This is a genomic window from Candidatus Pelagibacter sp. HIMB1715, assembly GCF_052047595.1.
Lineage (GTDB): Bacteria > Pseudomonadota > Alphaproteobacteria > Pelagibacterales > Pelagibacteraceae > Pelagibacter.
Genome location: NZ_JBNAJY010000031.1, coordinates 1 through 16,736 on the forward strand (window position 1 = coordinate 1; position 16,736 = coordinate 16,736).

Below are 16,736 nucleotides of genomic sequence, written 5' to 3' on the forward strand. Positions count from 1 at the left end.
ATATATTCTCTTCTGGTTATATAGAGACCACTTAAGACAATTATAAAAAGACCTAAATAAGTCCAATTATCTGGTAATTCATGAAAGAAATAATAACTAATTAATATGTTTGTTATGATTTCTGTATAACCTAAAGGAGCTAATTTTGAGGCATCAGCATATTTGAGTGATAAAATCAAGAAAAGATGGGCTACAGAGGCTATAAGGCCGATTAAAGCCATTAAAATCCAATGATTTGTAGTAGGATTTACCCATACAGAAGGCATAAATAAGCTAATAATGACTGTTCCTATTAAACCTGAAAGCAAAAGCGTTAAAAGAGGGTTATCTGAAGTGCTAAGTTTTCTAGTTATAATAAGGTAAAATCCATAACAAATTCCATTACCTAAAGCAGCTAAAGTAGCTAAATTGAGCTCAATAAATCCAGGTCTAATAACAATCAAAGTGCCAATAAATCCTAATGATACAGCGGTCCATCTTTTTACCCCTACTTTCTCATTTAAAAAAAATGGAGATAAAGCTGTGACACAAATCGGTGCTACAAATGCTAATGTTAAAGCTTTAGGGAGTGAAATTTCAGAAATCGCATAAAAGAATAAATACGTAGAAAAAACAAATATCAAACCTCTTATTAGTTGAAGAGCTGGTTTTTTTGTCCAAACTAATGATTGTCTATAAAATATAAGCATTAAAGACAAAGTAAAAACTACGGTAAAAAAATATCTAGCCCATGTTATTTGCAAAACATCCATTGATGAGCTTAAATATTTAGCAAACGCATCCATAACAGGGACAATCATCCAAGCAGATGCATTTAAAATTATAGCCTTCACAACTGAAAGATATATCTTAATAGAAGTATTTTAAAGCAAAGAATACAACTATTGGAACTGTAATAAATGACATTAATGTAGAAACAACAATTGTGCTAGCAATGTTATCGACTATTTTCTTTGGTGAATACATTGATCCAATTAAATAATTTAAAATAGCGCTTGGCATAGCAGATTGAATTAAAATTACACCTGCACCAAATCCAGAAAGATCGAAAAAAATTATAATTAAAAAACCAATTATGGGTCCAATGATTACTCTTCCAATAGAGGCAATTATTGAATTAGTGAAAGAAAAAACTTTTAATTTTGTTAATGCAATTCCTAACGACATTAATATTAAAACAATTGCTGTATATGTTAACAATTCAGTTAGATTAATAATTGCCTTGGGCATCTCGAAGTCAAAATAAATAAAAGTAACTGAAAATATGATTGCGTAAAAAGGTGGATTCTTAATTAAAATATTAAAGTCAAATTTTCTGTCGGCTAAAAACACTCCTAATGTAAAGTGAAGTAAAATTATAAGCGAGGATATTGATGCAGCTATTCCTAAACCTTGTGAACCATAAGCAAAAAGACAAATAGGAATACCCATATTTCCATTATTAGGAAGAAGAAATACTGGAATTTCTCTAATGATATCTTTAGTTTTTAATAGATATAAAATAATTATGCCTGTTAAACCAAAACCAGCAATAGCAATTAAATAATAAATAAAATAACTGGTATATTGTTCAAATGTTATACCTGTAGAAGTAATAGAATATATAACCATTGCAGGTGTACCAACATTTGAGGCAAAAGTAGTTATAAAGGAATTATCAAAATCTGGTTTTTTATTACCAAGATAATATCCAATCCCAACAACAAAAAATACAGGAAATAATACTTCAATAAGTTTGAAATATATTTCCATTAATCAAGCAATCTAATTAACGTAGGTGATTTTAAGATATTCTTATTTTTGCTAAATATAGATAAACAGCTATTACAATTTAATTCTGTAGTTTTATGAGTAACTATTACGATTGTAGCTTTATTATTTTTTTTATCTGGAGTTTGAATTAATCTTTTGACAGAAATTTTATATTTAGCTAAACGATTGGTTATTTGAGATAAAACGCCTGGTTTATCCTTAACTTCAAATCTTAAATATAAAGAATTAACATAATTATTTACGTTGTAAGTTTTTAAAGTTTTTAGCTTATTTACACTTACACCAAATGGCTTTTTGATGTTTCCTCTTAAAATAGATAATAAGTCAGATAATAAAGATGATGAAGTAGGACCTGGTCCAGCACCCTCCCCTTGTAATACACTTTCTCCGACTGGTTTGCCATTAAGGATCACAGCATTCATTACTCCATTTACATTACCAATATACGATTTTTTACTTACAAGACATGGGTGAACAGTTTCAAAAAGTTGGTTATTTTTGAGTTCAGAGATACCCAGTAGTTTAATTCTTAAATCTAATTGATTTGCAATTTTAATATCTTTTAAATCAATTTTTTCTATTCCTTCCATTAAACATTTTTTATTAGATATTTTACTATTAAAAGCTAAAGCTGATAAAATTCTTACTTTTGCAAATGCATCAAAACCATTTAAATCTAATTTAGGATTACCTGGTTCTGCATAACCAAGCAATTGAGCTTTTTTCAAAACATCTACAAAATTTTGCTCAGAATTTTCCATCTCTGATAATATATAATTTGAAGTACCATTTAAAATTCCATAAACTTTAGATAATTTATTAGTAGCTAATCCTTCTTTAATAGATCTCAATATTGGTATCCCACCAGCAACAGATGCTTCGAATTCTAAATTGACATTATTTTTTTCAGCTAGTTTTGCTAAATTGTTTCCATGTTTTGAAATTAAAGCTTTATTTGGAGTAATTACATGAATTTTATTCTTTAAAGCAGTTTCAACTAATTTTTTAGAAACCCCATCAGATTGCCCAATTACTTCAAATAATATATCAACTTTTTCTTTTTTAAAAATTTCAAAAGGGTTTTTATAAAAAATTTTTCTATTAATTTTATATTTTCTTTTTTTATTTATATTTTTTGCAGAAATAGCTACTATCTTAACTCTTTTGCCTGTTTTAAGTTCAATATCTTTTTTTTTAACAATTAATTCATTAAATAAATAATTGCCAACTTGACCAAGTCCAACAACTGCAACATTCACTATATTATTCATTTGCTTATATCTGGATATTTACTTTTTTTAGTATAGTGATCTATATAAATCTCATATTCTTCCAATGTCATTTTTGTTATATCGTCTGACTTTTTAAGTATTTCAGTTATTTTTTTTTGATTTTTTTTATTTTCAGCAGGATGTTCTGTCCAATACTGAGAATCTTTATTTAAAGAGCAATTACATAAAAAAATTAGAAAAATGATTAAAAAATATTTCATTTTAAAGCAGTTCTTTCGGGAAAATTAAATTTATTATTTAAATTTTGAACAGCCTGACCTGCTCCACCTTTGATTAAATTATCTATTGCAGAAATAATGATTATTTTGTTTTTATATTTTGATTTACACACTGTGATAAAGCAATTATTTGTGTTGATAACATCATTTGTGCTCAAGAGTTTATCAGAGTCTAATATTTTAACAAAATTTTCTCCCGTATAAGACTTCTCAAGTGTTTTGATGATTTTTGATTGATTAACATTTTTTTCCAAATCTAAATAAATTGTACTTAATATACCTCTAAACATTGGTGATAAATGTGGAGTAAAACTAAATTGAAAATTTTTATTTGTAAATTTGCTTAAAAATTGATGAATTTCAGAATTATGTCTATGAAAACCAACACCATAAGCACTTAAAGACTCGTATAAATTCTTATCTTTATATTTTTTATGAACTCCTCTACCGGCACCAGAATATCCAGATTTTGAATCAATAATTATATTGTCTAATTTAACTAATTTTTTTTTAATTAACGGAACAAGAGGTAATAATATTGATGTTGGATAACATCCTGGACATGAAATTATATTGTGATTTTTTAATTCATCACGATTTATTTCGGGTAAACAATAAATGCTTTTCTTCTGTAATTTTGGAGCTCGATGTTTTTGTTTGTACCATCTTAAATAATCATTAGCTTTTTTTAATCTAAAATCTGCTGCTAAATCAATTAAAGTAACATTATCATTAAGTTTTTTTGCTATATCTTGAGCTTCACCATTTGGTAGAGCTGTAAAGACAACATCAATACCGTTTAACAATTTAGGATTAAATTTTACGATTTTAGGTAATTTTTTTTTTGACAAAGATTTATCATAATAAGAAATATTTTTTCCAACAGACGAATTTCCACATAGATATTTAATATTAATATATTTGTGATTAATTAATAACTTGATTAATTGAACACCAATATATCCTGTAGATCCGGCAACTAATGCATTAAGCTTAGGCATTTTTTATTATAGCAGTTTAAATTGTAAAAAAAATTATCTTTTAGAAAACTGGAAGCTTCTTCTAGCTTTTCTTCTACCAGGTTTTTTTCTCTCAACAGCTCTAGAGTCTCTGGTTGTGAGCTTTTCAGTTTTCAATGTTGTTTTTAAATTTTCATCAAAGAGAACCAAAGCTTTAGAAATACCATGAACCATTGCTCCAGCTTGACCTGTAGGTCCACCACCTTTTACGCTACATCTAACATCATAATCTGTAGCTTGATTTATAATTTCAAAAGGTCTTGTAATTTGCATTTTGTGAATTTCATCAGCAAAATATTCATTATATAATTTACCATTTACATAAATTTTACCAGAACCTTTTTTTAACCAAACTTTAGCTATTGAAGTTTTTCTTCTACCTGTCGCGTACTTACTATCTTTAAAATCTAACTTTAATTTTGGAGTTTTTGTATTTGATTGTACGTTTTCCATATTAATTTCTTGCTATGTTTTTATTGTTTAGTTTGTCTAATTCTATAACTTTTGGATTTTGTGCAGCATGAGGATGTTCACTTCCAGAATAAATTTTTAATTTTGTTAATTGTTTTCTCCCCAAAACACCACCTGGCAACATTCTTTTAACTGCTAGCTTTAAAGTTTCTCCAGGTTTTTTTTCATGAAGTTTTTCTGGTGTGGTAACTTTAATTCCACCAGGATGTCCTGTGTGTCTATAGTACTTTTTGTTTTGAAACTTCTTACCAGTAAATTTTGCTTGTTCGATATTTTTTACTACAACAAAATCTCCATCATCCATGTGAGGTGTATAAGTAGTCTTATTTTTACCTCTAATAATATTAGATACAACAGTCGCTAATCTTCCAACAACTGCATTTTTTGCGTCTATCTCGTACCAAGATGATGTAACTTGATCTTTTTTTGTGAATTTTGTCATTGTGCGAGGATTAATACTATTAAATTATTCAAAGTCAATTTTATATTTAGCTTGTAAAACATAACTAATATGCTATTTATCACTTGCCGATTTGATCCTATTGCGGGCGTAAAACTGCTAAAATGGAATTTTCATAAAATTATAATCGGTAGGCATTTGAACTGTATTGTGCGCCTAGCATAAAGCAAAAGCACTAAAAAAGGAGTAAAAATGAGTACAAAAAGAAATAATCCAGAAACTATTGCGATACATGGTGGAGACTACAGAAGTGATCCAGCTACAAATTCAGTAGCAGTTCCAATTTATAGAACAACCTCGTATAAATTTAATAACACTGAACATGCAGCTAATTTATTTGCGTTAAAAGAGTTTGGAAACATCTATACACGAATAATGAATCCAACTAACGATGTGTTGGAAAAGAGAATCGCTGCGCTTGAAGGTGGTCTTGCAAGTTTAACTGTAGCATCTGGACAAACCGCTTCTACTTTTGCAATATTAAACGTTGCTCAAGCTGGAGATAATATTGTTAGTTCAACAGATCTTTATGGCGGAACAGTTTCGTTGTTTACACACACTTTAAGTAAGCTTGGTATAGAAGTAAGGTATGCAGATCCGTCTGATCCAAAAAACTTTGAAAAAGCAATAGACGATAAAACTAGAGCTTTTTATGGAGAAACATTACCAAACCCATATTTAAGAGTTTTTCCAATTAAAGAAGTTTCAGATATTGGTAGAAAATATAACATTCCATTAATCTTAGATAACACTGCTGCCCCTGTAATTTGTAAACCAATTGAACATGGTGCTGCTGTGGTTGTTTATTCTTTAACAAAATATATAGCAGGTCATGGAACAGTAGTTGGAGGTGCACTAGTAGATGGTGGAAATTTTGATTGGACAGCAGATCCAAAAAGACAGCCACTATTTAATGAACCTGATGCAAGTTATGGAGGTGTTGTTTGGGGTAAAGCTGTGCCTGAATTAACAGGTGCAAATGTTGCTTTTGCAGTAAGAGCAAGAGTTACCTTGTTAAGAGATTTAGGATCAGCACTTTCTCCAGATAATGCATTTGGTGTTATACAAGGACTTGAAACAGTTGCTTTAAGAATGAAACAACACTGTGATAATGCTACAAAAGTTGTAGAGTACTTAAAAAATCATAAAGCTGTTGAGAGAGTAATTTATTCCACTGAACATAATGAAGAGATATCAAGTCGAGCAAAAAAATATCTGAAAAATGGTAATGGTGCTTTAGTTGGTATTGAATTAGCTGGTGGTATCGAAGCTGGTAAAAAGTTCATTGAGGCTTTAAAAATGTTTTATCACGTTGCAAATATAGGTGATGCTAGAAGTTTAGCAATACACCCAGCAACAACTACTCACAGTCAATTAAATGATGATGAATTAGCTGCTTCAGGTGTAACGCCAGGATATGTTAGACTTTGTATTGGTTTAGAACATATTGATGATATCATTGATGATTTAGATCAAGCTTTAAACAAATCATCAAAAGGTAATTTAAAAGCAGTTAGTTAATTTTATTTATATGTCTACAAATAGAAATTAAGTAATTTGTCTTTTATATTTTGAGATAAATATAAAATACAAAGTTGAAAGTATTATCAAAATAGAATTTATCTGGTGTAAAGATGCAAATAACATTTTTACTCCAGATAAAATAGTTATCACTCCAAGTAAAATTTGAAATGCCAAAGTCAAACCAATTAAAGTAATAGGTTTGTATAATTTTTTGTTTCCAGTATTAATTACTTTAAAGAGGATTAGGGCATAAATGACTATAATTAAGTATGCTAAATTTCTATGTATAAATTGAACAATAGAGGGATTATCAAAAACTTTTAAATTCAAAAACTCTTTAAAACTACTATCATCAGGAAAATAATTAACACCCATTAATGGCCATGTGTTATAAATTTTACCAGCATCCATACCAGATACAAAAGCGCCTATAATTAGTTGCAAAAATAATAAAACTAAAAAAATTTTTAATAAAAAAAGATTAATAGAAACTGTTTGATTTGAAGAAGAAGATAACTTTAAAAATTGCCAATATACAATTGATAAAATGATAAAAGCTGTTACTAAATGTATTGCTAGTCTATAATGACTAACATCAATTCTTTCAACTAATCCACTAGATACCATGTACCAACCTAAAAATCCTTGAAAACAAACCAGTAAAAAAATAAGTCCATATTTTTTTATAATCCAAACTCCTTGTTTTACTGAAAAATAAACCATTGGGAGTAATACGGTTAAACCAATTATTCTCCCTAACTGCCTGTGTCCCCACTCCCACCAGAATATTACTTTGAATTCATCAAGAGTCATATTGAAGTTTTGTTGGCTGTATTCAGGAATTGTTTTATATAAACTAAAATATTCCAACCATTTTTCATTTGTAAAAGGAGGAAAAAAACCAACAAATAATTCCCAAGTAGTAATTGATAAGCCAGAGTCAGTTAATCTAGTCAAGCCTCCAACTAATATTATTAAAGAAACTAAAACTAATAATGTTAGCATCCACAATTTAAGTTGATTATTTAAATGATTATTCTCACTGTACATGCTCAGATAAATATAATAATTATTAAGTATTCCAATAAATTAAATGTCGCCAAATAATAAAAAAAAACTAGATTTAATAAGAGTTAAGCTAGATAAATTAGATAATAAACTGTTATCACTTATAAAATATAGAACAAAGCTAGTTGAGGAAGTTTTAAAGCTTAAAGAATTTAAAAAAGAAATCGTAGATAAGAAAAGAATTAATTTTATTTTAAAAAAAATTAAAGCAAAATCCTTAAAACAAGGCATAGATCCAAAAATAACTAATCGTATTTGGAAAAATATGATTTGGTCTTATATTGATTACGAAAGAAGAAATTTTAAAAAAAAATAATTTATTTACTATGTGGTGGAAGCTTTTTCTCCACAAACATTTCGTGTTTTCTAGTGTCAGGATTGTATTTTTTTGCAGATAATTTTACTTTAGCTTTTTCTCCACCTGCAGGTTTTTTTACATAATAAAAGTAAGGACTATCTGGTTTAGCTTCAGGCACCATTCTAACTTTTACGTGTGTTTTTTTTGCCATCTATTTTAATGTTTTTAAAATTTTTGATATTTTAGTTAACTTATTTTTTAATTTTTCAGCTTTTATAGATTTATCTGCCATTTCGTCAAGCTTTAAAGTATCTTCATTATCAAGGATCTTTTTAACTCCATTAATTGTCATTCCTTGATCTTTAAGCAAATATTTAATCTTCTTAAGAAGATCTATATTTTTTTCATCATAATATCTTCTATTAGAATTAAGAATTTTTGGCTTGATTTGTTTAAACTGTGTTTCCCAAAATCTTATTATGTGAGTTGGTAAAGAACCTCTCTTATTGACTTTTAAGTCTAAAATTTTAGCAACTTCACCAATAGTTTTATAAGCCTGATCAGCTTTATCCATAATCTTTAAGATTTATAAACTCTTTAAATTCTTTTGAAGGTTTAAATAAAACAACATCCCTACTAGTTATTACTTTAGTTTCCTTAGTTTTTGGGTTTCTACCAATTCTACTTTTTTTTTGTCTAATAGAAAAAGTTCCAAATTTAGATAATTTTAGCTTTTTCTCATATTTAATGTTGGAAACAATTGTTGATAAAAAATCATCAATTAAATTTTCTGAAATCTGTTTAGAAAAACCTAGTTGCATATACACTAAATTAACTAAATCTTTTTTAGTTAAATTTATTCTCATTTAAAGATTCTGTTTAATCTTTTCTATCAAATTACCTTTAACAATTCTATGACAAACATCTAATGAGTTAGCAAAGCCAACGTAGTCGGTACCACCATGACTTTTTACTACTGGAGAGTCTAATCCTATAAAAATTGCACCATTGTACAGTCTTGGATCTAATCTTTTTTTAAATTTTTTTAAATTTGAAATGTTTAGAAGAGAAGATAGTTTTCCTATCCAATTTCCAGTCATTGCTTTTTTTAATTCACTTGTAATAAAATTTGCTGTCCCTTCAGCTGTTTTTAATGCGACATTTCCAGTGAATCCATCAGATACAATTACATCAACTTCACCATCCATTATGTGATTACCTTCAATGTAACCAGAAAAATTAAAATTTTCAGATTTTTTATCATTAAGAACTTGATATGTTTCTTTTATTACTTCATTGCCCTTTAGTTCTTCTGAACCAATATTCAATAAAGCAACATTGGCCATTTCATTTGGATATAACGAGTTATAAAGTGCAGCTCCCATCGAAGAAAAATCACTTAGATTTTTTGCACTGCATTCAATATTAGCCCCAAGATCTAATACAACGCTCATGCCTTTTTTATTTGGCCACAACGCAGATAGAGCTGGTTTATCTATATTTTCAATCATTTTAAGATTCAATTTTGATACAACTAATAAAGCGCCAGTATTACCAGCAGATATAACTATATCAGCATGCTTTTCTTTAACACTTTGAATAGCAAGCCACATACTTGTGTCTTTTCCTCTTTTTGCACCTTCTAAAGGACTGTCCGTACTTTTAATTGCATTCTCTGTATGAAAAATTTCATAGAACTCTTTATTAATTTTATTTTCAATTAATGGAAAAATTTTATTTTTATCTCCAAATATTTTGTAAAAAATGTTTTTATTTGATTGATGGTTGTAAACAATACCATCTATAACTTTTCTCGGTGAACCATCACCTCCCATTGCATCAACTGCAATTTTAATTTTTTCGGACATTTAGATTATTATACTATTCTTTTGGGTCTAAAACTTGTCTACCCTTATACATACCAGTTTTTAAATCTAGATGATGAGAAAGCCTGTATTCACCTGATTTTTTATCCTCAACTATATTCTTAGTTGCAAATTTCATTGTTTGTGCTCTCCTCATTCCAGTTCTGGAAGGGGTTTGTTTTCGTTTTGGTACAGCCATAATTATGGGTTACTTACACTTTTTAAATAATAATTCAAAGTTTTTTTTGACAAATCTAAGTTAAATTCATCAAAATAATCAAGCAAATCATCAATATTATTAAAATCTTCTAAAAATATTGATAATTTTTCAATTTTATCTGATTTTGATAAATCATCCCAAAAATGAATCTCAGAAACCATAGAATGAAACAAATTGATATAATCTTTCATTTTTTTGTTTATAGATTGGTCTCCATATCCTATTTCTCTAATGCTTAATTCTAATTGTCTAAAGTTGAAATCATAAATTTCTTGTAAAACTTTTTTATTTTCTTCATTTTTATAATTTTTCAAAAAAAATGAAAAATGCATTAAAAATAAAGTCAATCGATCAGAAAAACTATCTTCTCTATTTAAATCCTTATATAAATCTTTATTTCTAGTGAAATTAATCAATTTATTGTAAATATGTATATACTCATTGCTCATGAATAAATTATATATATTTTTTTTATTTTTAATACTTTCAAATTGCTCTTTAAAACCTGTTGTAAAACATCATGGAGTACCATTATTAGATAAAAAAAATGAGAATTTATTTGTTAATAAAACAAATAGAAACGATATAATTAAATTATTAGGCACACCTTCTACAAAAAGTAAATTTAATAATGATATTTGGATATATATAGAGAGGAAACAAACACAAACCATATTAAAAAATTTAGGCAGAATGAAAATTTATAAAAATAACGTTTTAGTATTAGAAATTGACAAATATGGAATATTAAAGAAAAAAGAATTTTTTAATCAAAATGACATGAATAAATTAACGATAACTGGTGCAACAACAGACACTACATATAGAACGGATTCATTTATTTATGAATTGCTATCAAGTATGAGGCAAAAGGTTAATGACCCTCTTGGTGTGAGGGCCAAAAAACGTAAAGAAATTAGCCAGCGATAACAGCTAATAACAATAAAGCTACAATATTTGTAATCTTAATCATTGGATTAACAGCAGGACCTGCTGTATCTTTATATGGGTCTCCTACAGTGTCACCTGTTACAGCAGCTTTGTGAGCTTCTGAACCTTTTCCACCATGATTTCCATCTTCAATATATTTCTTAGCATTATCCCATGCACCACCTCCAGCAGTCATAGAGACAGCCACAAAAAGTCCAGTAATAATAACTCCTAAAAGCATAGCGCCAACTGCAGCTAATGCTGCAACCTGACCGCCTATAGATAGAATTATAAAATATAAAACTACTGGTGATAGTACTGGTAATAATGATGGAATTATCATTTCTTTAATCGCAGCAACAGTCAACAAGTCAACTAATTTTGCATAATCAGGTTTTTGTTTTCTTTTCATGATACCTGGAAATTTTTTAAACTGTCTTCTAACTTCTACTACAACAGCACCACCTGCTCTTCCAACAGCTTGCATTCCCATAGATCCAAATAAGTAAGGCAACATTCCACCAATTAATAAACCAACCACAACATACGGATTAGATAAATCAAAAGTTACAACGATACCTTCAAGAGCAGAGCCTGCTTCTTTAGAAAAATGTTTGATATCTTCAGTGTAAGCAGCAAATAAAACTAGTGCGCCTAAACCAGCAGAACCAATCGCATATCCTTTTGTAACAGCTTTAGTAGTGTTTCCAACAGCATCTAGAGCATCAGTAGTTTTTCTAACTTTTTTATCCAAGTTGGACATTTCAGCTATTCCTCCAGCATTATCAGTAACTGGTCCATAAGCATCTAACGCCACAACCATTCCAGCTAATGCTAACATTGTTGTAACAGCGATTGCAATGCCAAATAAGCCAGCGATAGAGTTTGTGATCAAAATACCAGCAACAATTATTAATGCTGGAATTGCTGTTGCTTCCATTGATACAGCCAAACCTTGAATAACGTTAGTTCCGTGACCAGTCGTTGATGATAAAGCTACTGATTTAACAGGTCTATAACTTGTACCTGTATAATATTCTGTAATCCAGATTAACAAACCAGTAATAACTAATCCTATCACACCACAATAGTATAAATCCATTCCATTAAACGTATTTCCATTAACATTGTATTCATTTGTGAAACCAATAACATGATCTGTTACAGGCCAAAGAATAACTAGCGATGCAACTGCAGATACAATAAACCCCTTGTATAATGCATTCATTACATTGTTGTCTTTTCCAAGTTTAACAAAGAATGTGCCCAAAATAGATGTCAATAAACAAGCTCCACCAATTGTTAGAGGATAAATCATCATATTGAGATCACCCACGAAGAAAATTGATGATAAAACCATGGTAGCAACAATTGTAACCGCATATGTTTCAAATAAATCAGCTGCCATACCTGCACAGTCACCAACATTATCTCCAACGTTATCTGCAATTACAGCTGGGTTTCTAGGATCGTCCTCAGGAATGCCAGCTTCAACTTTACCAACTAGGTCAGCCCCAACATCTGCACCCTTAGTGAAAATACCTCCACCTAGTCTTGCAAAAATTGAAATTAAGGACGCACCAAAACCTAAGGCAACAAGAGCATTTACAATCTCTCGCTCATCAACTTCGTATTTAAGTAATAAAAAATAATAAACTGCTATTGCTAGTAAAGCTAAACCAGCAACCAACATACCAGTAACAGCACCAGATTTAAAAGCCACTGAAAGACCTTGGGCTAGACCTTTTCTTGAAGCTTCAGCAGTTCTAACATTAGCTTCTACAGAAACTAACATGCCAACATATCCTGCAATACCAGATAATGCTGCACCTATTAAATAACCAAGACCAACTAATGGACTAAATGCAATACTAACAATTACAAGAACAGCTGCACCAACAATTGCAATTGTTTTGTATTGTCTAGCTAGATAAGCTTTTGCTCCGATTTGAATAGCTGATGCAATATCTTGCATTTTTGCATTTCCTGCACTTGAATTTAAAATGTTTTTTCCAGTTAAAAATCCATAAACAATGGATAAAAAACCAGCTCCAATTGTGTATAATAAAATTGTTTCGACAGTTGTGCTCATATAACCCTTAGTTGTTGGTTGTTAATTTTTTAAGCCCGGACAATACAAAAAAAGTCAAAAAAGACAATAATTAACTTTAAAATTGGTGGATATAACCACCTGTATTATTGGCGATTTCTCTGCCTTTTTTATCTAAAATTAAAGACTTGTTTTTACCAGATAAAATAGTTCCTATTTTAGAAATTTTTACACCAAGAGATTTACTTAATTTTTTTATGATTCTGGCTTTGTTTGGTTTAGCAGTAAACAAAATTTGATAATCATCTCCATTGGAAACTAGATCAATTTTTTTTAAATTCTTACTATTCATAAGGTTGGTAAGATTTCTTGATACAGGAATAAACTTTTCATAAATTTTATAGGAAACATTTTGCTTGTTTATTAATTTATTCAAGTCTGTGATTAAACCATCAGATATATCCATAGAACTAGTTGCTAGAGAAAGTAAATTTTTAGAAAACTTATTTTGGACATCAGGCATATAATATTTATTTATAAAATACTTAGTTTTAGATTTATTCAAATTTATTTTATTTTTTAAAACTTGAAGTCCAATAAAACTATCACCTAAATTTCCTGTAACATATATATCATTATTTACATTAGATTGATTTCTGTAGATTATTTTTTTTGAATATCCAACTGAAGTTATTGTAAAGCTAAGTTTATTAGAAAAAGTTGTATCCCCACCTCCTAATAATAAATCATATTTTTTTTGCTCTTCCTTTAATGAATTAGATATTTTTTTAAGATTATTTTTTGTGAAGTTTTTTTTGTTACCTGATCCAGCAATAAAATAATATTTTGGGTTAACTCCTTTGCAGATTAAATCAGAAATTGAAGATCTTAAAATCTTTTTAATAACTAAATCTGGTCTTTTAAAATCTATAAAATGTGTACCTATATTGTATGTGTCTACTGAAATAACTAATCCTTTTTTTTTATCAAAAAAAACATCATCGTTTAAATTTAAAGCTGCTTTATTTTTTTTAGAAATATTAGAGAAATAATTATTTATTAATTCAAATTCATGCATTTGTTCTTAATTTTTTTCCAACATTATCAAGTAAAGCATTTAGATACTTAGTTTGTGAATTTTCTAAGAAATAATTTGATGAATTTAAATACTCTTTAATAATAATGTTTAAGGATAAATTAGGTTTATACATTAATTCATATGTAGCAGCTTTTAAAATAATTTGAAAAACCTTATCTAAATTTTCAAAATTAAATTCTTCACCTAATTTATTTTTTAATTCATCTATAATTAAATCATTTCTTTCGATAGTTCCTAATACAATATCTTTAATAAATTTTTTAAATCTGTGTTTTGGAAACTGTAATTCATTATCTTCATTATAAAATTTACCATAGAGTTTTTGAATTATTATAACCCTAGGATTATTTTTTGGATTAAAATGTGTTCTCATTTTTGAGATAAAACAGAAATTACTGCTTCAGCTGCTTCCGCACCCTTTTTTTTTCTCGCTTTAGCTTGAGACATATTCAAACAAGTAATTATTCCATTTCCAATTGGTTTTTTGCTAGAGATTGATAATTCCATTATACCATTGGTTGCAGCTTGGGAAATAAAATCAAAGTGAGGAGTTTGACCTTTTATAACACAACCTAATGCTAAAAAAGCATCATACTTATTTATGTTTTTTGAAATAGTTACTGGTATTTCAAAAGCTCCAGGAACGTTAATAACTTTAATATTATTTTTTTTTGAGATTAATTTTAAAGCGCTGTTAAGTAATCCATCTGTAATGTCTTTGTAATAATCAGCTATAACAATCAAAATTTTTTTCTTCATTATATCAATTCTTGTTTAGTAATTTTTATACCATAACCATCTAAACCAATAACTTTTTTTGGAGATTTTGTGATTAATATCATATTTTTAATTTTCAAATCTTTTATAATTTGAGCTCCAATTCCGTAATTTCTTATTAATTTATCATTACCCTTTTTATAAAAATCTTTATTTTTATAATCTTTTAGAGTTTGTGTTACAGATTTTAAATTAGAGTCTTTAATAAAGATTAATACACAATTGTTATATTTTTTAAAATAATTCAAAGTTTTGTTAAATGAATTTGGTAATTGTTGATTAATTAAATAATTTTGAACTACATTTGAAGAGATCACTCTTACCCTTGGGGTAATACCCTTTTTTATTTTTCCTTTAATTAGAGCAAAATGTTCTGCACCATCAATTAAATTTTCATAAATTCGAATATTATACTTTTGATCTTTTACAATTATTGAGCTTTGTTTTTTTAATTTAATTAATTTTTCTTTTTTAAGTCTATAAGCAATCAAATCTTCAATCTTTCCTATTTTAAGTTTATGCTTATTTGCAAAATTAAATAAATCCTTACCTTTGGCCATTGTTCCATCTTCATTCATTATTTCACAAATAACAGCTGAATTATTTTTTTTTGCCAATTTTGAGATATCAACTGAAGCTTCTGTATGCCCTGCTCTAACAAGTACACCTCCGTCTTTTGCTATTATTGGAAACACATGACCTGGAGATACAATTTCATTTTTGTTAGCATTTTTCTTTGAAGCAATTTTAATTGTTTTTGCTCTATCCTTTGCTGAAATTCCTGTTGTAATTCCTTTTTTTGCTTCAATAGATATTGTAAATGCAGTTTTATTTCTTGATTGATTAATTGGTGACATCAATGAAAGGTTTAATTTTTTAGCCTGAACACTATCGAGAGCTAAACAAATTAAACCTCTGCCATACTTGGCCATAAAATTTATGTTTTTTGAATTAGTATCTGTTGTCGATATTACTAAATCGCCTTCATTTTCTCTTTTTTCATCATCAACCAATATGAACATCCCACCTTTTCTGGCAATACTGATAATAGTTTCGATTGATGCAAAATTATTTTTTGTCATTAAAATAATTTCTTACATATTTAGACAAGATATCAATCTCAATATTTACCAAACTAAATTTTTTTAAAGTAGATAAATTAGTTTCTTTATATGTATGTGGAATAATCCAAATTTGAAAACCTTTTTTTGTAATTTTTGAAATTGTAAGAGAGATACCATTTACACATATTGACGCCTTCTCTATTAGGTGTTTTCTCTCCTTTTTTGGTATTTCAAAATCAAAAAGATAAGATTTATCTATTTTTTTAATAAAATTAATTATTCCAACAGTATCAACATGACCTTGGCAAATATGACCTGAAATTTTAGTTCCATATTTCAAAGGTAACTCTAAATTCAAAACATCTTTTGTTTTGAGAAATTTAAATTTGGACCTAATTAAAGTTTCATTAGATAAATAAAACTCCATTATTTTTGACTTATACGAAATTAATGTAAGACATACCCCATCACACGCGACTGATAATCCCATATCTTTTGATGAAACCTTTAAGCTACTTTTAACAAATATATTGATACCTTTTGATCTTTTGGCAATTCTTTTAACAATACCTTGGTTATATATAATTCCGTTAAACATAATTTTTATA

23 protein-coding genes and 1 riboswitch are annotated in these 16,736 nt (G+C 28.2%); of the genes, 3 read left to right on the forward strand and 20 right to left on the reverse strand.

Annotation, left to right across the window (positions count from 1 at the left end; genetic code table 11):
* From ACTTAY_RS06750 to rplM, 7 genes are all read right to left on the reverse strand, one after another.
* Positions 1-833, reverse strand: an 833-nt coding sequence (locus ACTTAY_RS06750) for a DMT family transporter (protein ID WP_440672854.1), incomplete at its 3' end; no start/stop codon positions are given.
* A gap of 16 nt (positions 834-849) precedes the next feature.
* Positions 850-1,752 (reverse strand): AEC family transporter, encoded by a 903-nt coding sequence (locus tag ACTTAY_RS06755; protein ID WP_440672855.1) that lies wholly within the window; start codon positions 1,750-1,752, stop codon positions 850-852.
* Positions 1,752-3,044 (reverse strand): homoserine dehydrogenase, encoded by a 1,293-nt coding sequence (locus ACTTAY_RS06760; RefSeq protein ID WP_440672856.1) that lies wholly within the window; start codon positions 3,042-3,044, stop codon positions 1,752-1,754. The genes ACTTAY_RS06755 and ACTTAY_RS06760 overlap by 1 nt, the downstream gene beginning before the upstream one ends.
* Positions 3,041-3,265 carry a hypothetical protein gene (locus ACTTAY_RS06765; RefSeq protein WP_440672857.1) on the reverse strand — a complete coding sequence of 75 codons (225 nt, stop codon included), beginning with the start codon at positions 3,263-3,265 and terminating at the stop codon, positions 3,041-3,043. The genes ACTTAY_RS06760 and ACTTAY_RS06765 overlap by 4 nt, the downstream gene beginning before the upstream one ends.
* On the reverse strand, positions 3,262-4,284 hold the full coding sequence (gene argC / locus ACTTAY_RS06770) for an N-acetyl-gamma-glutamyl-phosphate reductase (protein ID WP_440672858.1): 1,023 nt from the start codon (positions 4,282-4,284) through the stop codon (positions 3,262-3,264). The genes ACTTAY_RS06765 and argC overlap by 4 nt, the downstream gene beginning before the upstream one ends.
* Positions 4,285-4,317: 33 nt before the next feature.
* Positions 4,318-4,755, reverse strand: coding sequence for a 30S ribosomal protein S9 (gene rpsI / locus ACTTAY_RS06775; protein ID WP_440614345.1), 438 nt, complete (start codon positions 4,753-4,755; stop codon positions 4,318-4,320).
* A gap of 1 nt (position 4,756) precedes the next feature.
* Positions 4,757-5,215, reverse strand: coding sequence for a 50S ribosomal protein L13 (gene rplM / locus ACTTAY_RS06780; RefSeq protein WP_440614344.1), 459 nt, complete (start codon positions 5,213-5,215; stop codon positions 4,757-4,759).
* Positions 5,216-5,356: 141 nt separating this feature from the next.
* Positions 5,357-5,423: riboswitch (SAM riboswitch) on the forward strand.
* A gap of 2 nt (positions 5,424-5,425) precedes the next feature.
* On the opposite strand from rplM, the gene ACTTAY_RS06785 reads away from it, so the two are divergent.
* Complete coding sequence (locus ACTTAY_RS06785; protein ID WP_440672859.1) at positions 5,426-6,754, forward strand: O-acetylhomoserine aminocarboxypropyltransferase/cysteine synthase family protein; 1,329 nt, start codon at positions 5,426-5,428, stop codon at positions 6,752-6,754.
* A gap of 27 nt (positions 6,755-6,781) precedes the next feature.
* Here the strand turns inward: ACTTAY_RS06785 and ACTTAY_RS06790 are convergent, their stop codons facing one another.
* A complete protein-coding gene (locus ACTTAY_RS06790; RefSeq protein WP_440672860.1) occupies positions 6,782-7,762 on the reverse strand; it encodes a COX15/CtaA family protein in 981 nt (326 codons plus the stop codon).
* Positions 7,763-7,850: 88 nt separating this feature from the next.
* On the opposite strand from ACTTAY_RS06790, the gene ACTTAY_RS06795 reads away from it, so the two are divergent.
* Entirely contained in the window at positions 7,851-8,141 is a 291-nt protein-coding gene (locus tag ACTTAY_RS06795) for a chorismate mutase (RefSeq protein WP_075506733.1), read from the forward strand.
* 1 nt (position 8,142) lies between these two features.
* Here the strand turns inward: ACTTAY_RS06795 and ACTTAY_RS06800 are convergent, their stop codons facing one another.
* Genes ACTTAY_RS06800 through ACTTAY_RS06825 form a run of 6 tightly spaced genes read right to left on the reverse strand, consistent with a single transcriptional unit; the run spans position 8,143 to position 10,657 of the window.
* On the reverse strand, positions 8,143-8,334 hold the full coding sequence (locus ACTTAY_RS06800; protein ID WP_023853780.1) for a 50S ribosomal protein L33: 192 nt from the start codon (positions 8,332-8,334) through the stop codon (positions 8,143-8,145).
* Entirely contained in the window at positions 8,335-8,697 is a 363-nt protein-coding gene (locus ACTTAY_RS06805; protein ID WP_440672861.1) for a MerR family transcriptional regulator, read from the reverse strand.
* Positions 8,690-8,989 (reverse strand): integration host factor subunit alpha, encoded by a 300-nt coding sequence (locus ACTTAY_RS06810; protein ID WP_440672862.1) that lies wholly within the window; start codon positions 8,987-8,989, stop codon positions 8,690-8,692. Before ACTTAY_RS06810 ends, ACTTAY_RS06805 begins: the two co-directional genes overlap by 8 nt.
* The gene (plsX, locus tag ACTTAY_RS06815; RefSeq protein WP_440672863.1) at positions 8,990-9,991 is read right to left on the reverse strand and encodes a phosphate acyltransferase PlsX; all 1,002 of its coding nucleotides are present in this window, start codon (positions 9,989-9,991) and stop codon (positions 8,990-8,992) included.
* A 13-nt stretch (positions 9,992-10,004) separates the two neighbouring features.
* Positions 10,005-10,187, reverse strand: a complete 183-nt coding sequence (rpmF, locus tag ACTTAY_RS06820) for a 50S ribosomal protein L32 (protein WP_440672864.1) — start codon at positions 10,185-10,187, stop codon at positions 10,005-10,007.
* Positions 10,188-10,189: 2 nt separating this feature from the next.
* Positions 10,190-10,657: a ubiquinol-cytochrome C chaperone family protein gene (locus tag ACTTAY_RS06825; protein WP_440672865.1), complete on the reverse strand. Its 468-nt coding sequence runs from the start codon at positions 10,655-10,657 to the stop codon at positions 10,190-10,192.
* Here ACTTAY_RS06825 and bamE point away from each other — a divergent pair.
* Positions 10,656-11,138: an outer membrane protein assembly factor BamE domain-containing protein gene (gene bamE / locus ACTTAY_RS06830; RefSeq protein WP_440672866.1), complete on the forward strand. Its 483-nt coding sequence runs from the start codon at positions 10,656-10,658 to the stop codon at positions 11,136-11,138. The genes ACTTAY_RS06825 and bamE overlap by 2 nt on opposite strands.
* Here the strand turns inward: bamE and ACTTAY_RS06835 are convergent.
* From ACTTAY_RS06835 to ACTTAY_RS06860, 6 genes are all read right to left on the reverse strand, one after another.
* A complete protein-coding gene (locus ACTTAY_RS06835; protein WP_440672867.1) occupies positions 11,125-13,230 on the reverse strand; it encodes a sodium-translocating pyrophosphatase in 2,106 nt (701 codons plus the stop codon). The genes bamE and ACTTAY_RS06835 overlap by 14 nt on opposite strands.
* A gap of 76 nt (positions 13,231-13,306) precedes the next feature.
* Complete coding sequence (gene thiL / locus ACTTAY_RS06840; protein WP_440672868.1) at positions 13,307-14,266, reverse strand: thiamine-phosphate kinase; 960 nt, start codon at positions 14,264-14,266, stop codon at positions 13,307-13,309.
* Positions 14,259-14,660, reverse strand: coding sequence for a transcription antitermination factor NusB (locus ACTTAY_RS06845; RefSeq protein ID WP_440672869.1), 402 nt, complete (start codon positions 14,658-14,660; stop codon positions 14,259-14,261). The genes thiL and ACTTAY_RS06845 overlap by 8 nt, the downstream gene beginning before the upstream one ends.
* Complete coding sequence (gene ribH / locus ACTTAY_RS06850) at positions 14,657-15,046, reverse strand: 6,7-dimethyl-8-ribityllumazine synthase (protein ID WP_440672870.1); 390 nt, start codon at positions 15,044-15,046, stop codon at positions 14,657-14,659. The genes ACTTAY_RS06845 and ribH overlap by 4 nt, the downstream gene beginning before the upstream one ends.
* Positions 15,046-16,146 (reverse strand): 3,4-dihydroxy-2-butanone-4-phosphate synthase, encoded by a 1,101-nt coding sequence (ribB, locus tag ACTTAY_RS06855; RefSeq protein ID WP_440672871.1) that lies wholly within the window; start codon positions 16,144-16,146, stop codon positions 15,046-15,048. Before ribB ends, ribH begins: the two co-directional genes overlap by 1 nt.
* Positions 16,133-16,736 (reverse strand): riboflavin synthase (locus ACTTAY_RS06860; RefSeq protein ID WP_440672872.1); only part of this gene is annotated, 604 nt, incomplete at its 5' end. The genes ribB and ACTTAY_RS06860, both read right to left, overlap by 14 nt.

Bases quoted from the DNA above. Each gene is read 5' to 3' on its own strand.
- ACTTAY_RS06755 (WP_440672855.1), bottom strand. From the start codon at position 1,752: ATGGAAATATATTTCAAACTTATTGAAGTATTATTTCCTGTATTTTTT.
- ACTTAY_RS06760 (WP_440672856.1), bottom strand. From the start codon at position 3,044: ATGAATAATATAGTGAATGTTGCAGTTGTTGGACTTGGTCAAGTTGGC.
- ACTTAY_RS06765 (WP_440672857.1), bottom strand. From the start codon at position 3,265: ATGAAATATTTTTTAATCATTTTTCTAATTTTTTTATGTAATTGCTCT.
- argC (WP_440672858.1), bottom strand. From the start codon at position 4,284: ATGCCTAAGCTTAATGCATTAGTTGCCGGATCTACAGGATATATTGGT.
- rpsI (WP_440614345.1), bottom strand. From the start codon at position 4,755: ATGGAAAACGTACAATCAAATACAAAAACTCCAAAATTAAAGTTAGAT.
- rplM (WP_440614344.1), bottom strand. From the start codon at position 5,215: ATGACAAAATTCACAAAAAAAGATCAAGTTACATCATCTTGGTACGAG.
- ACTTAY_RS06785 (WP_440672859.1), top strand. From the start codon at position 5,426: ATGAGTACAAAAAGAAATAATCCAGAAACTATTGCGATACATGGTGGA.
- ACTTAY_RS06790 (WP_440672860.1), bottom strand. From the start codon at position 7,762: ATGCTAACATTATTAGTTTTAGTTTCTTTAATAATATTAGTTGGAGGC.
- ACTTAY_RS06795 (WP_075506733.1), top strand. From the start codon at position 7,851: ATGTCGCCAAATAATAAAAAAAAACTAGATTTAATAAGAGTTAAGCTA.
- ACTTAY_RS06800 (WP_023853780.1), bottom strand. From the start codon at position 8,334: ATGGCAAAAAAAACACACGTAAAAGTTAGAATGGTGCCTGAAGCTAAA.
- ACTTAY_RS06805 (WP_440672861.1), bottom strand. From the start codon at position 8,697: ATGGATAAAGCTGATCAGGCTTATAAAACTATTGGTGAAGTTGCTAAA.
- ACTTAY_RS06810 (WP_440672862.1), bottom strand. From the start codon at position 8,989: ATGAGAATAAATTTAACTAAAAAAGATTTAGTTAATTTAGTGTATATG.
- plsX (WP_440672863.1), bottom strand. From the start codon at position 9,991: ATGTCCGAAAAAATTAAAATTGCAGTTGATGCAATGGGAGGTGATGGT.
- rpmF (WP_440672864.1), bottom strand. From the start codon at position 10,187: ATGGCTGTACCAAAACGAAAACAAACCCCTTCCAGAACTGGAATGAGG.
- bamE (WP_440672866.1), top strand. From the start codon at position 10,656: ATGAATAAATTATATATATTTTTTTTATTTTTAATACTTTCAAATTGC.
- ACTTAY_RS06825 (WP_440672865.1), bottom strand. From the start codon at position 10,657: ATGAGCAATGAGTATATACATATTTACAATAAATTGATTAATTTCACT.
- ACTTAY_RS06835 (WP_440672867.1), bottom strand. From the start codon at position 13,230: ATGAGCACAACTGTCGAAACAATTTTATTATACACAATTGGAGCTGGT.
- thiL (WP_440672868.1), bottom strand. From the start codon at position 14,266: ATGCATGAATTTGAATTAATAAATAATTATTTCTCTAATATTTCTAAA.
- ACTTAY_RS06845 (WP_440672869.1), bottom strand. From the start codon at position 14,660: ATGAGAACACATTTTAATCCAAAAAATAATCCTAGGGTTATAATAATT.
- ribH (WP_440672870.1), bottom strand. From the start codon at position 15,046: ATGAAGAAAAAAATTTTGATTGTTATAGCTGATTATTACAAAGACATT.
- ribB (WP_440672871.1), bottom strand. From the start codon at position 16,146: ATGACAAAAAATAATTTTGCATCAATCGAAACTATTATCAGTATTGCC.